Raw genomic sequence first — 13,142 nt, 5'->3', positions numbered from 1 at the left:
GCCGTCGCGCAGCTACCTGCCGCGGGTGATGAGGGGGCGCGCGCTGACGCTCGTCCGAGCAGCATGGTGCCGCCCGGCATTCGCGGCGCCGGCCTCGGGTTGCGTCGCAGCTTCGCGGCAGATCTGGCGGCGCTGTCGCCCGCGGTCGATTTCCTTGAAATCGCTCCGGAAAACTGGATCGGAGTGGGTGGCTCTCTGGGCAAAGGATTCCGCGCCCTGACCGAGCGCTACCCCTTCGTCGCACACGGGCTTTCATTGTCCCTGGGCGGCCCGGCCCCGCTCGATCTGGAGTTGCTGCAAGCGCTGAAAGGGTTTCTTCGCCAGCACGGTATTCGGCGATACAGCGAACACCTGAGCTATTGTGGCGACGACGGGCTGCTCTACGACCTGCTGCCGATTCCTTTCACCGAGGAAGCCGTCGTCCATGTCGCCGAGCGTATCCGCCGTGTGCAGGACATACTCGGTCAGCGCATCGCGATCGAGAACGTCTCGTACTATACCGCGCCCGGTAAGGAAATGGACGAGTCCGATTTTCTGAATGCGGTCCTGAAAGAGGCTGACTGCGGCCTGTTGCTGGACGTCAACAACATTTACGTCAACAGCGTCAATCACGGCTATGATGCGGCTGCTTTTCTGGCAGCGATACCGGCGGACCGCATCGAGTACGCACATGTCGCCGGCCACTTTCAGCAGGCGCCGGATCTGCTCGTCGACACCCATGGCGCGCCGGTCATCGATCCGGTGTGGGCACTGCTCGATGAAGCGTATGGTCGGTTCGGCGTGTTTCCTACGTTGCTCGAACGCGACTTCAATCTGCCGCTTCTGAGCGAACTGCTCGGCGAGGTGGACACCATCCGCTCGATCCAGGTCCGGCATGCGCGCGTGGCTTGCGATGCCTGAGGAACTTCCGGCTTTTCAGCGGCTGCAATACGCGTTCGCCGCCGCCGTCCGAGGTGCCGCGGAAACGGGGCTGCCGGACGGGGTTCCCGCCGAACGGCTGTCGCTGTACCGGGAACTGATTTTCCACAATCTCGAGAGTTTCATCGCGGCGGGTTTTCCGGTGTTGCATGAGCTTTTGCCGTCGCAAGACTGGGAATCGTTGGTCCGGGATTTCGTCCGGCGCCATCGGAGCACCACGCCCTATTTCTCGGGTATTCCGGCCGAGTTTCTGGCGTTCCTGCAGGGCGTGCGCGGCATGCAGCCCGGGGATCCCCCATTCCTGCTGGAACTGGCGCATTACGAATGGGTTGAACTGGCCTTGTCGGTAGCCGGTGAAGAACCGCCCGAGGAGCACGCCGAGCTGATGGCCGATGCCTTGGGATGCCGGATCGTCCTGTCTCCGGTCGCTTGGCCGCTCGTATACGAGTTCCCGGTGCACCGGATTGGCAGGGACCATCAGCCGGTCTGTGCGCCGCCCGAGCCGACCTTCCTGACGGTTTATCGCAGTCGCGAGGATCTGGTGCGCTTCCTGGAAATCAATTCCGCGACCTATCGTTTGTTGCAAGCCATCGACACCGAGCCGGGTCTCCCTGCGACTGTCTATCTGGAGCAACTGGCCGTCGAACTGGGCTATTCCGACGCGCGTGAGGTACTCGATTACGGGTCGGGTCTGTTGCGAAAGCTTGCCGTACGCGGTGTGATCGGGATGGCAGCGGCCGCCCGCGCAACAGGACGATAGACGTCCCGCCCTGGTCCGGACGGCACCTGCAACGGTGACCGCGATCGCAGCGGTTATCGGGGCGCGAAGCTTCCGCGTATTCCGGTCGGTGGTGTCGCGTCCCCGGCGAGCGCACATGGCGCGTCGCCGAGAACCCGCTGGGTCGAGTGAGGTAGGACCGCTCTATTGCTGCTGGTAGACGGGTACCAGATCGACCTCGATGCGGCGATTCGCCTGCCTACCCGCTGCGGTGTCGTTCGATTCCACCGGCTGATACTCGCCGTGCCCCGCAGCGGTCAACAGACCCGGGTCTATGCCCTGCTTCTGGAGGTATTTCGCCACCTCGGCGGCACGGGCTGCGGACAGTTCCCAGTTGGTCGGAAAGCGGTGTCGCAGATGGCCTCCGATCGGGACGTTGTCCGTGTAGCCTTCGACTTCGATCCGATGATCTTTCATATCCTTCAACGCCGGCACCATCTTGTCGAGCGTTGCCTTGCCTCTCGAATTCAGCTGCCAGCCGCCCTCGGGGAATAGGATCTCGTCCTCGACCGTGACCTTGAGGCGGTCCTGCAGGCGCTGAATCTTCACCTGGTCGGCCTGGATTTCCGTTTCCAGCTGGGCGTTCAGTTGCCGCTCCGTGTCGTACATGCCGACCTCTTTGTTGTAGGTGGCTTGCGTCACGCAGCCGGAAAGCGCGACGGCAGCAGCAGCGAGAAGAGGGGTGATTCGTCTTGTCATGACTTGGTCCTTGTTGGGTCGTGGCATCAGCTTGATTCGCCGGCATAGGCCTGACGATAGAAGATTGATAACGCAGAGAGGTCGGCTCGTCCAGTGGAATGTTGCGACGCTTGCCATTCGTGAGGGGACTTTGCGTTTCCGGCAGCACGGTGCGCGGACTTCCCGGAGCCTGGGATGTCCCGTTCACCCAGCTGTTGTGCGGAGCGACACTGAATCGCCGCGCCTATGCTTCAGTTACCACCGGAAACCCGTCTTGGGCGGTGGTTTTCTTCACTCAGGCGAGTAACGCCGCCGCGGATCGCCGGCGGCCGTGCTTCCGATCCATGCGATCCGCAGGCCACGCCCCACAGGCGTGGTTCCCGCGATGGCATTTCACGTTGAGGTGGTCCGATGGCCAGGCACGATCCGGGCAATCCAACCCGTTACTTCCAGGGGGGCGATCTGGAATCCAGTCCCGATGACGATCTGGGCTCGGGCTTTGTGGATCCACTGGCGCCAGCCGACGATGCGGCAACGGATGGGACTTACGACGCGCCGACTGGACGCAAGGGGGAGCGGTACGACACCACCCGCATGTATCTCCAGGAACTGGCGAAATCAAGGCTGTTGACTGCGGCTCAGGAGCGGCATTTTGGCCGGCTGGCCCGGCAAGGTGACGCCGCGGCATTCCGTATCATGGTCGAAGGCAATTTGCGCCTTGTCGTCAAGATATCCCACCGTTATCTCAACCGCGGTCTGCCCCTGCTGGATCTAATCGAAGAGGGCAACCTGGGGCTGATGCACGCGGTCAGCAAATTCGACGCCGACCGGGGTTTCCGGTTCTCCACCTATGCCACCTGGTGGATCCGGCAGGATATCGAGCGCGCGATCATGCGGCAGACCCGCACGATCCGTCTCCCGGTCGATGTCATCAAGGAACTGAATGTTTGCTTGCGGGCCTTCCGGCATCTGGCGGCCCGCATGGATGGTCCGCCCCGACCGAGGGACGTGGCGCGGTTCCTGGGCAAGCCGATCGCGGAGGTGGAACGTGTGTTGAACCTCAATGAAAGGATCGCGTCGCTCGACGGTCCCGTACTGGGCAGTTCGGACCTGGTCTTGATCGATGAGATCGGCGATACGGGGCAACCGCCGCTGCTTGACCGCTTGCAGCAGGAGAGCGTGGCAGGAAAACTGGACGAATGGCTGGACTGCCTGCCGCCGCGAGAGCGGGAGATCCTTCGCCGCCGCTATGGCCTCCACGGCGGTGAGCCGGAAACGCTGGAGGAGGTCGCACAGGCGGTGGGACTGACTGTGGAGGGTGTTCGGCAGGTTCAGATCAAGACCCTGAAAGAGCTGCGCACACTGATCGAGAATCAGGGATTCAATGCCGAAAATCTGTTCCACTGAGGCCATGCAATGCCTCGCCCGGGGTCTTGCGGTCAGCCTCTGCGCGGTGCCTGTTGCAACATCGAGGCGCTGGCCTGTCTTTTGCTGCATAATTGCATCTTTCCCGAACCGATCGTCCCTCGTCCACTATGGCTGTCGAGCCAAGGCTCCATAAATCTCCCCTTTGTTTACCGCAGCGTCGGTCTGCCGCCACATCGCGGATTACCAGCCCGATCGTGGTGCTGATGCTGGCGACCGGACTTTCTGCTGCAGCCTGGTGTCCGCCATGCGGCGCCGTTCCCGCCCGCGGAGCCGGAGTGCACGGGACACAAGACAGTGAGGCCAGGCTTCGCTTCAAGCGTCTGCTCGAGGCTGCCAAACGCGGCGATTCAGAAGCGGCGTTTCGCCTTGCCCACCTATACGAAACGGGGGAGGCAACCCGGCAGGATGATGCGGCGGCCGCGAACTGGTACCGCTACGCCGCGGAGAGAGGGTATGCCCAGGCTCAGTACAGCCTGGGTTCGCTCTTCGAGAACGGGAAAGGGGTGCCGCAGGATACGGAGCAGGCCGCGGTCTGGTACCGCAAGGCGGCCGAACAGGGTTTGGCGCGGGCGCAATACCAGCTCGGCCTGCTCTACGATGACGGGGTGGGCGTGGCCCCGGACTACGCGGAAGCGGCCGCGTGGTATCGCCGGGCTGCCGAACAGGGTATTCCTTCCGCGCAGTTCAACCTGGGCGGCATGTACTACGAAGGCAACGGCGTCCCTCAGGATTTCACGCAAGCCGCCTTGTGGTACCGGCGGGCGGCCGAACAGGGTGAGGCGCTGGCCCAAAACAATCTTGGCGTCATGTATCGCAAGGGCATCGGCGTCGAACAGAGCTTTACGGAAGCCGCCCGTTGGTTCCGGCAGGCCGCCGAGCAGGGGGACGCCTGGGGTCAGACCAATCTGGCCGGGCTATACGGTGAAGGGCTCGGCGTCTCCAGGGACTTCGCGGAGGCGGCCCTGTGGTATCGGCGCGCGGCCGAACAGGGTGACGCGGAGGCACAGTTCAGCCTCGGGCTCATGTATTCGCTGGGGCAAGGTGTGGTCCGCAGCGATGGCGATGCTGCCTGGTGGCTGGAAAAGTCGGCAGCACAGGGCAATGTCGAAGCGCAGTACCGGCTGAGTGTCCTGTACGAGGAAGGGCGGGGAGTGCCCCGCGACTACGTTTCAGCCCTGATGTGGGCCGGCTTGGCCGCCACCCAGGGTTATGAGCCGGCCATACGCGCCCGACAGTCCCTGTTGGCGCGCATGAGCGCTGCCGAGGTGGACGCCGCCCGGCAACGCATCGAGGAATGGGGAATGGCCGCCGGCTTGTCTCAAGACTAGGTCTGGGCGTGGGGCGCGACTGTCGCCGAGAGCGTCGTCCGGCAGGGCTGGCCGGGCGGCCAGCACGTTCCGGACCGGCTGAGGGCGCCCTTGCCCCGGGATGTCGCCAGCCCGTTGGGTGTTCGCCGCGAGCCTTTTTTCTAGGGGCGTTTGGGGGAGCCTGAGAGCTGCGCGCCTGTGAAGTGCGGTTCGTTCAATTGTCCGTACGCCATGCCTTCGGTCGGCAGTTCCTGGCTGGGCGGACGACGCGCCGGCCCTCTGCGGAAGAGGGACCACACTGTCCGTCGGCGAGGACTTGGGTCGGGTTCCACCTGCGAAGCCGGCGGGTACTCCAAGATCTGACTGCTGTTGCCGGCGAGCCGTGCGGAGAGCGGGAACGACAACTGACATCCACAGCGTTCGACGGTGATGTTTGAGCGGTGAGCCAACAGCGCACAGAATGCACTGCTTCCCCGCGAGTCGTCGAAGAATGCGACGACGCGCCCCGCGATTTCGTAGGCGTAGCCTCCGTGAGAGGCGATCAGACGGCGGATCTGGGAGTCCATGACGTATCCTCTTTGTTGTACGCCCGACGACTCGTAGTTGCGGAATGCGGGCATCCGCAACACTTTGTTGTGAGTCTAGTACCGCTGCGCTTGCAGCGCAAGCGCCTTCCCGCAACGATTTTGCAGACTCGCCGCCAAGGCAACCGCAGGGTTGAATCGGCCGGGCGCCGCTTGTGCAGTTCCGGTCCCCATGGAATTGCATCTGTATCTGTCCGGTGACATGCAGGTATAGTGGCGCCGGAACGGGAAGGGGGCGGGCGCTGCTCGCCCGCCCCGGGGTAGCCACTCGGAGTTCATCTCTCGCGCAGGGGGTAGTGATGGAAATATTGATTGCCGTGGTGACGATGGCGCTGATCGGTCTGGTCGGTTACGCGATTTACACCGACCCGCCAAGCAGCGGGTGCTTGTCCGTGGATGCGGCCCGCGCGCGCGACGAAAAGTTGCAGCGGCAGGCCATGCGGAAACCTGCGGTCGTCCCCGACCCGGCGGCGCCTGAGAAGCCGGAAGCCCTGACGGACGTGGTCCCGACCGAGGCCTCTCCGGAACGCCCCGCGCAGTCCCCATTGCTACGAAATCCGTTGACGGGAGAGACGGCCCCGGTGCCCAACAACTACCGCTTCGCCAAGCGATGGATCAAACAGGCGATGGTGGAAGAGGGCCTGCTGGACAAGGTCTACGGCAACACCGACTTGGTTGAGCCCAATACCGCCAAAGTCAAGGCCGCGTTGATGCAGTTCAAGGATTTGCCCAAGTATCGCGCCTAGATCAGGCCCGATGTCGAATTACGCGGACGCGCGAATGGGGTATGGCGTCAACGTGTTCGATCATTTATCGTGGGTAGACACGCCGTTTAATTGACCTTAAAGGCTGTGGTGGTATTCTAGTCTCCAGTCACAGTTTGGTTGCCACCGCCCCCTTGGTGCGGTGCGCCCCTGAAGTCCCGTCGAGTTTCACCTCCTCCTCGACGGGACTTTTTTATGCGGCAAACAAAGTCATTGGCGGTGAGTGTCAAACCGCTCGACGGCAGGCGCGGAGCGGCCCAGCGCCGTGCGCCGGAAACCGGCCCCTTCAGGGGAGCAAGGCGCCGCACCTTGCGGGATTAGGTAACCGACCTCGCCAGCACGCTCAACACCGTCTCGATATCGTGCCGACTGACATCGCAGTGCGTCACGGCGCGTATCGTATCCTGCGACGTCGCAAACACTAGGATGCCTTGGCGCTTCAGGTCTTCGTAGAGTTGTGGCGCGGGTCGGTGCAACACCCGGAAGTTCACGACATTTGTTTCCACCAGATGCGGGTCGAGTTCGATTCCGGGCAGTGACGCCAGTCCTTCGGCCAGTGCTCGGGCATTGGCGTGATCCTCAGCCAGACGCTCGCGCTGATGCTCCAGCGCGTAGAGCGCTCCGGCTGCGACGATGCCGGCTTGGCGCATGCCGCCTCCGAACTGTTTTCGGAATCGCTCCGCGCGGAGCATCGTGTCCTGGTCGCCGGCCAGCGCCGAGCCTATCGGTGCGCCCAAACCCTTGGAAAAGCACACGCTCACGGTGTCGAAATGGTTCGCGTAGTCTCGCTCGGGGTGGCCGCTCGCGACGGCCGCATGCCATAACCGGGCGCCATCCATGTGCATGCGCAGTCGATGTTTTCGGGCAAGTCGTTCCACGGCCGTGATCGTCGTGAGAGGCCAGATGGCGCCGCCACCCTTGTTATGGGTGTTCTCGATGCAGACGAGCTTGGCGACCGGGTAGTGGATGTTGAGCGGACGAATGGCCGATTCGAGCGCCGCGGCACTGAATATGCCGCGTTTGCCGTGGATCATCCGGCACGAAACCCCGGACAGCGCGGCTGCGGCGCCGACTTCGTAGTAGTGCACATGGGTCTTGTAATCCATGATGATTTCGTCGCCGGGCTCGGTCTGGCAACGCACCGCGACCTGATTCGACATCGTCCCCGAGGGCATGAACAACGCTGCCTCCTTGCCGAGGATCTCCGCCGTCCGCTCTTCGAGCGCTCGTACCGTCGGATCCTCGCCATAGACCGAGTCCCCGACTTCCGCCTCGTACATCGCTTTGCGCATGGCGGGTGTAGGGCGGGTCACGGTATCGCTGCGCAAGTCGATCATGTCGTTGGGCTGGCTAATGGCGTGGTGGCGCGCGCCCGGGAGTGGCGTCTGGGCGCGGGTTCAGTGGGATGGCCGGTGTCGGAAGGATGACCTTTCCGGAGCCGGTACGCCCGATTTTGGACGATCCGTCGCACCTGCGCCATCCCCCGTCCCGACGACGGAGTGTTCCCCCCCGTTGGCACAGTCGCCGCCGCGAGCTAGTGCCCGAAGAGTCGGTGGTCGATCAGGTCGCAGAGGCAGTGGGTGATGAGCAGGTGGGCTTCCTGTACGCGCGCTGCCGCATCGGATGGGATGCGGACCTCGACGTCCGTACTGGCCAGCAGCGGCGATAGGGCGCCCCCGTCACGACCGGTCAGGGCAATGACCCGCATGTCGCGGTCGTGTGCCGCGTTGGCGGCGGCGAGGATGTTCGGCGACGAACCGCAGATCGTGAACAGCATCAGCACATCGCCGGCATGCCCGAGTGCCCTGATCTGCTTGGCGAATACTTCCTCGAAGCGATGGTCCTGAGCGATGGCGGTCAACGTCGAGGTGTCGGAGCTCAACGCAATCGCCGGGAGTCCCGGTCGCTCCTGTTCGAAACCGTTGAGCATCAGGCTCGCAAAGTGCTGAGAGTGTGCCGCGGAACCGGCATTGCCGCAGCAGAGGACCTTTCCGTCGCTCAATAAACAGTCGGTGATCGTTACCGCCGCCGCCTCGATGCATTCGCTCAGTTGCTCGGCGACCGACTCCAGCGTCGCGACGCTTTCAGCGATGTGGCTTGCGATTCGTTCGTGAATACTCACCCGTCAGCCATCCTCCAGCGCGTTCTTGATCCAAACGAAACAGGTGTCCCCATTCGGGCCCGGCTCCACCGCGACGACATCGAAACGGGCGGGTCCGGTGGTGCGGTGCGAGCCGAGGTACCACTGTGCCGTGGCGAGCAGTCGTGCCCGCTTTTTCCGGTCCACGCTTTCCAGCGCGCCGCCGTAGCGCCGGTTGCGTCGGAAGCGAACCTCCACGAAGACACGTGTGCCGCCGTCATCCATGATCAAGTCGATTTCCCCGACGCGTGCCCGAAAGTTGCGTTCCAGGAAGCGCAAGCCCTGCCGTTCCAGGAAGTCCCTGGCCTGCTCCTCCGCCCGCTGTCCCGTTCGCAGATGGGGCGCGAGTTCGCCGGTTGGCGCTCGAGGTGTCAAGGCGTGCTCGATGCGGTGGGTCTCAGTATTGGCGCGAGGCCGCGGGCCTGTGGCATCCCGCCCTCGAATTGCGCGCATTCCATTTGCCGCTGGACCCAGTTCCCGCTCTGCAGGGTCAGCAGGCCGGTGGCGCCGTCGAACAGATGCGAGTCGGTCGGGGTCATCGTCGGGATCATCTTCGCCATGCGGTACGCGTCGATGCCGAGTGCGATCAGCTTCACGAATTCCGGCGAGGTCTTGGCGATTTCGGGTGCCAGTGCCGAGGACGATAACGGTCCGTTATCGTAGGAGTGAAGCAGCCACGGGATGTCGCAGAAGTAGATGCCATCGAGGTCGCGGTCCTGCTGTCCGTCCGGCCGTCCGCTGAAGACATGGGAGGTGGCGTAGACCGGGAAGCCGGACAGGCGCTGCGCGTCGATCTGGGGCTTGATCAGTCGGGCGTCGTGCGGGTTGGCGATAAGGAAGATGAAGTCGGCCTTCAGCGCCTCGCCGCTGACCGAGTCTACGGGATTGGGGCTCACCCCCACCGCCAGAGCGACTTGGGCTGCGGTCGTGGAGTAGTCGCCAGCGTTGGGACTGTAGGTCTTGGTCGCGACCAGCTTGCCGCCCAGGCTTCGCCAATAGCGGGCAAAATGCGAGGACAGGCGCTCGCCGAAGGCTGACGCAGGAGCCAGGAGCACGGCGCGCTGGCGCCCGTCGAACCAGGCTGCGCCGGCGGCCTGCTCGACCTCCTGCTCCGGGCTCAAACCGAATTGCACCACGGACTCGGCCGTCGCGTCCTGGACCTGATTCAGCGCCAGCACCGGCACAGTGCGGTCGGGAACCCGGATCAGCTTGCCGACCTCTTCCTTGATCAGCGGACCGACGCCGACGGCGGCGCCCTGCGACGTCAGGCTGCGATAGAGTTGCTCGACGCCGGAGGACTCGCTGTCGGCAAATTTCAAAGGCAGTTTCGTGGGCGAGCCGTCCGCGTAGAAGCTGGCCAGCATCCCGCTGCGAATGGCTTCCCCGGCAGGTGCAAAGGGTCCGCTCAGTGGAATCATGACGCCAATGAACGGGCTCGCCGCTTTGCGGGGCGCGCTCGCGGTTTCCGTCGCCGTCGACGGCGCCTCGGCGCGTACCGAAGGGGCCGCCTGAATCTGGACGTGCCGGCCGCTTTCTTCCAGTACCCGGTCGAGGAACGGGCCATCGGCCGGATGGCGCGGGTAGCGGTTTCGCCAGGCGCCCAGATCGGCGCCCAACTCGGCCGCGGGACTGGTGCGAAGGATGTGGGTCAATTGCATCCAGCCGCCGAGCCGGTCGGGTGCGGGCGGACTCTGGTTCTGCAGCACGCTGTCGGGCAGGCGGCTCAGCGCATCGTAGATGGCTTCATTGTTGTTTTGGGTCGCGTCGGCGGTCGTCAGCATCGGTCCCACGGCCACGCGTTCCCGCGCGCTGCCGAGCATGTCACCCAGTTGGTTGTTCGCCGACGCACGCAGTAAGTGATAATGCACCTCCTGAGCCTTGGTGCGCGGTGTTTTGGCGATCCGGTTCAACTCGCCCATCGCCTGCGTTGCCCGGCCGGCATTCAGATTCAGTCGCGCGGCCAGCAGATGGAAGTCAACCTGATCGACGTCATCCAACTGGTTGGCATTGATGCTGGTGATGAGCGCCTGCGCCGCGGCATTCTCCCCGGCGCGCAGATGCGCATCGGCGGCGCGTAGCCGATAGTGGTCCGGTGCGCTGGATTTCCCCGCCATGCTCTCGAAGATCTCGGCGGCGCCGGCGTAGTCTCCGGCGGAAAAGCGCGATTCGGCGTATTGAACCCAGGGGTCCTCGGTCGCCTTTCGTTCCTGGAAGCGCGCGCATCCGGCGAGGGTGCTGCTCAGCACGAAAACCAGCAGCAGAAGGCGCGACGGAAGTGGTGAATGGAGCAACATGAACGACGACGAGAGTCCGGTAACGACGAAGAATCAAAAGATTGGCGTACTATACCTAGTGGCGACGCCGATCGGCAATCTGGAGGATTTCAGCTTTCGGGCAGTCGAGACCTTGCGCCGGGTCCAACTGATTGCTGCCGAGGACACGCGCCGGACGCGCGTGTTGCTAACGCACCACGGGATCGCGACGCCGACGGTGTCGCTGCACGAACACAACGAAACCCGCGCCACGGACCAACTGGTTCTGCGGCTTGAAGCCGGTACCTCCATTGCCGTCGTGTCCGATGCGGGCACTCCACTGATCAACGACCCCGGTTTACCGCTGGTGCGCGCGGCGCGACACCGCGGAATTCCCATCGTGCCCGTGCCCGGTCCCTGCGCCTTCATTGCGGCGCTTTCGGTCTCCGGCCTGCCGACCGACCGTTTCGCCTACGAGGGTTTTCCGCCGCGCACCTCCAGCGCACGCCGCAAACGCTTCGAGGCATTGCGCGATGATCCTCGCACACTCGCCTTTTATGAATCCAGCCATCGGGTACGCGAGACCGTCGCGGACATGCAAGCCGTGTTCGAGCCCGAGCGCGCGCTCGTGATCGCCCGGGAACTGACCAAGCTGCATGAGACCATCGTGTCGATCCCCTTGGGGGAGGCCGATACGGTTTTCGCTGACCCGAATATGCTCAAGGGCGAATTCGTGCTGCTGCTCGAAGGAGCGACGACGACCGAGCAGCGGGACGGGCTCGATGCCGAACAGGAGCGGATTCTGCGGGTGTTACTGGACGAATGCTCGGTGAAAACGGCGAGCGCCCTGGCTGCGAAGATCACCGGTGTCCCGCGCGATGCCTTCTACCGCAGGGCGCTGGAACTGAACTCGCTCCGTGATTCGGAGGTGTGAGCCCAGCGCGAGAGTGCGGCGGGTGCGCAGGCAGCAGGGCGATGGTAGACTTGCCTCGCCGACAGCAGTGCAAACCCGCACGAACCGAGCTTCGGCAACTGCCCGCAATCTCCCGTGCCCCGGTAGCTCAGTTGGATAGAGCGTCCCCCTCCTAAGGGGAAGGTCGTACGTTCGAATCGTATCCGGGGCGCCAAATTCCAAATTCGTTCACCGAGTGCGGATCTGGGCGTCACCCATGACATCTGCATTTCAGGATCTCTCTTAAGCGCTCATATTGCCTCGATCACGGCCCGCAAATTCTCCGTTGCGAGGTGGACGTATCCCTCGGTCTGTTTGATCGAGGAATGCCCCAGCAGATCCTCTACTCCAAGGAGTGGGCGACCCGTTATAACCCGACATGCGGGGAAGGAGGGAATACCGCCGATCTCTGTGATAGATTTCAGGCGCGGGATATAGGTTCCAATTTCCTATCGTACGGCGAGGATTTCAGGACAATGATGTTGGAGGACGGTCGACACTGTCCATTCTGTGCGTTAAAAGCTGATCGGGTGGTCTTCGAAAACGAGCTTGCCCTGGCCATTGCGGACGGTTTTCCCGTGTCGCCCGGCCACATGCTTATACTGACTCGCCGGCACCTTGGGTCGTTCTTTGAATCAAGCGAGGAAGAGCGAATGAGTCTGCTCTCATTGCTTTGGCGCGCGCAGGCCCATCTGGACGAACACTACCGCCCTGATGGTTACAACGTGGGGATCAACGACGGAACGCCTGCGGGGCAGACTATCCCGCACCTGCACATTCACCTGATTCCAAGATATCGTGGCGACCAGCACGACCCGCGCGGTGGTGTCCGCTGGGTCATTCCGGAGAAAGCCGACTATTGGGCCGAGAAGTGACTTCACTTCCAGACCTCCGGAACATGTTTGCAAGACTGCGGCGTTCTCCCGGAGCCAAGTGGACGGAAGATACACGTCGTAAAGCGCCTCACAAGCCGTTGTTCATCCTCGCCGTGATGGACCTCGTCGCGCGCGGGGTCGTCACGTCCAGAGTGATCGACATACGGGGTGATCTATACGAACTGAATGAATTGTTCACGGCCTATTGGCGTGTGGCAGTGCCAGACCTTCAAACGTCGAGCATCGCTTTCCCTTTTGGGCACCTGCATACCGAGCCCTTTTGGAGATTGCTTACGATCGATGGTACGGATCCCACGCCCGCCACGATCAACGCAATTACTAAGGAACCTCTGAACAATTCCGAGTTGACGCGCAAGGACGCATCCCGCGGAGAATCAGGCGTCGAAAATGGACTTTAGTGACGCAAATTCCGCGTTTGAGAGGGCGATTTCCGCCCGGATTCGCC

Annotated in this window: 12 protein-coding genes and 1 tRNA gene; 8 read left to right on the top strand and 5 right to left on the bottom strand. The window is 63.2% G+C overall.

All coding sequences use genetic code 11. The annotated features are described in order from the left end of the window. The first annotated feature begins 63 nt into the window (after window positions 1–63). Window positions 64–900: an HvfB family MNIO-type RiPP peptide maturase gene (locus tag BWR02_RS19335; protein ID WP_139559586.1), complete on the top strand. Its 837-nt coding sequence runs from the start codon at window positions 64–66 to the stop codon at window positions 898–900. Further along, window positions 893–1,678: an HvfC family RiPP maturation protein gene (locus BWR02_RS19330; protein ID WP_162560246.1), complete on the top strand. Its 786-nt coding sequence runs from the start codon at window positions 893–895 to the stop codon at window positions 1,676–1,678. The genes BWR02_RS19335 and BWR02_RS19330 overlap by 8 nt, the downstream gene beginning before the upstream one ends. A gap of 162 nt (window positions 1,679–1,840) precedes the next feature. Here the strand turns inward: BWR02_RS19330 and BWR02_RS19325 are convergent, their stop codons facing one another. Further along, window positions 1,841–2,395, bottom strand: coding sequence for an OmpA/MotB family protein (locus BWR02_RS19325; protein ID WP_139559547.1), 555 nt, complete (start codon window positions 2,393–2,395; stop codon window positions 1,841–1,843). 390 nt (window positions 2,396–2,785) lie between these two features. Here BWR02_RS19325 and BWR02_RS19320 point away from each other — a divergent pair, with 390 nt between their 5' ends. The 3 genes from BWR02_RS19320 to BWR02_RS19310 all read left to right on the top strand — a co-directional run bounded on the left by BWR02_RS19320 (window position 2,786) and on the right by BWR02_RS19310 (window position 6,439). Then, entirely contained in the window at window positions 2,786–3,781 is a 996-nt protein-coding gene (locus BWR02_RS19320) for a sigma-70 family RNA polymerase sigma factor (RefSeq protein ID WP_139559546.1), read from the top strand. Between the two features lie 296 nt (window positions 3,782–4,077). Next, complete coding sequence (locus BWR02_RS19315; RefSeq protein ID WP_162560245.1) at window positions 4,078–5,130, top strand: SEL1-like repeat protein; 1,053 nt, start codon at window positions 4,078–4,080, stop codon at window positions 5,128–5,130. An 862-nt stretch (window positions 5,131–5,992) separates the two neighbouring features. After that, window positions 5,993–6,439: a hypothetical protein gene (locus BWR02_RS19310; protein WP_139559544.1), complete on the top strand. Its 447-nt coding sequence runs from the start codon at window positions 5,993–5,995 to the stop codon at window positions 6,437–6,439. Between the two features lie 335 nt (window positions 6,440–6,774). Here the strand turns inward: BWR02_RS19310 and BWR02_RS19305 are convergent, their stop codons facing one another. The 4 genes from BWR02_RS19305 to BWR02_RS19290 form a co-directional block, all read right to left on the bottom strand. Further along, window positions 6,775–7,794 carry a threonine aldolase family protein gene (locus tag BWR02_RS19305; protein ID WP_139559543.1) on the bottom strand — a complete coding sequence of 340 codons (1,020 nt, stop codon included), beginning with the start codon at window positions 7,792–7,794 and terminating at the stop codon, window positions 6,775–6,777. Window positions 7,795–7,991: 197 nt separating this feature from the next. Then, window positions 7,992–8,579, bottom strand: a complete 588-nt coding sequence (locus BWR02_RS19300; RefSeq protein ID WP_139559542.1) for a D-sedoheptulose-7-phosphate isomerase — start codon at window positions 8,577–8,579, stop codon at window positions 7,992–7,994. Between the two features lie 3 nt (window positions 8,580–8,582). Continuing rightward, window positions 8,583–8,972: a YraN family protein gene (locus tag BWR02_RS19295; RefSeq protein ID WP_236102446.1), complete on the bottom strand. Its 390-nt coding sequence runs from the start codon at window positions 8,970–8,972 to the stop codon at window positions 8,583–8,585. Beyond that, on the bottom strand, window positions 8,969–10,891 hold the full coding sequence (locus tag BWR02_RS19290; RefSeq protein ID WP_139559540.1) for a penicillin-binding protein activator: 1,923 nt from the start codon (window positions 10,889–10,891) through the stop codon (window positions 8,969–8,971). The genes BWR02_RS19295 and BWR02_RS19290 overlap by 4 nt, the downstream gene beginning before the upstream one ends. On the opposite strand from BWR02_RS19290, the gene rsmI reads away from it, so the two are divergent. From rsmI to BWR02_RS19275, 3 genes are all read left to right on the top strand, one after another. Further along, complete coding sequence (gene rsmI, locus BWR02_RS19285; RefSeq protein ID WP_139559539.1) at window positions 10,890–11,783, top strand: 16S rRNA (cytidine(1402)-2'-O)-methyltransferase; 894 nt, start codon at window positions 10,890–10,892, stop codon at window positions 11,781–11,783. The genes BWR02_RS19290 and rsmI overlap by 2 nt on opposite strands. A gap of 116 nt (window positions 11,784–11,899) precedes the next feature. Continuing rightward, a tRNA-Arg gene (locus tag BWR02_RS19280) sits at window positions 11,900–11,976 on the top strand. Between the two features lie 151 nt (window positions 11,977–12,127). Continuing rightward, entirely contained in the window at window positions 12,128–12,676 is a 549-nt protein-coding gene (locus BWR02_RS19275) for an HIT family protein (protein ID WP_328591536.1), read from the top strand. Window positions 12,677–13,142 lie beyond the last annotated feature (466 nt).

Source organism: Methylotetracoccus oryzae (genome assembly GCF_006175985.1).
Classification (GTDB): domain Bacteria; phylum Pseudomonadota; class Gammaproteobacteria; order Methylococcales; family Methylococcaceae; genus Methylotetracoccus; species Methylotetracoccus oryzae.
This window is presented reverse-complemented; position numbering and strand designations above follow the sequence as displayed.

Coding starts and splice junctions, on each gene's coding strand:
- BWR02_RS19275 (WP_328591536.1), top strand. CDS start 12,128: ATGCCCCAGCAGATCCTCTACTCCAAGGAGTGGGCGACCCGTTATAAC.
- BWR02_RS19310 (WP_139559544.1), top strand. CDS start 5,993: ATGGAAATATTGATTGCCGTGGTGACGATGGCGCTGATCGGTCTGGTC.
- BWR02_RS19305 (WP_139559543.1), bottom strand. CDS start 7,794: ATGATCGACTTGCGCAGCGATACCGTGACCCGCCCTACACCCGCCATG.
- BWR02_RS19320 (WP_139559546.1), top strand. CDS start 2,786: ATGGCCAGGCACGATCCGGGCAATCCAACCCGTTACTTCCAGGGGGGC.
- BWR02_RS19335 (WP_139559586.1), top strand. CDS start 64: ATGGTGCCGCCCGGCATTCGCGGCGCCGGCCTCGGGTTGCGTCGCAGC.
- BWR02_RS19330 (WP_162560246.1), top strand. CDS start 893: ATGCCTGAGGAACTTCCGGCTTTTCAGCGGCTGCAATACGCGTTCGCC.
- BWR02_RS19325 (WP_139559547.1), bottom strand. CDS start 2,395: ATGACAAGACGAATCACCCCTCTTCTCGCTGCTGCTGCCGTCGCGCTT.
- rsmI (WP_139559539.1), top strand. CDS start 10,890: ATGAACGACGACGAGAGTCCGGTAACGACGAAGAATCAAAAGATTGGC.
- BWR02_RS19290 (WP_139559540.1), bottom strand. CDS start 10,891: ATGTTGCTCCATTCACCACTTCCGTCGCGCCTTCTGCTGCTGGTTTTC.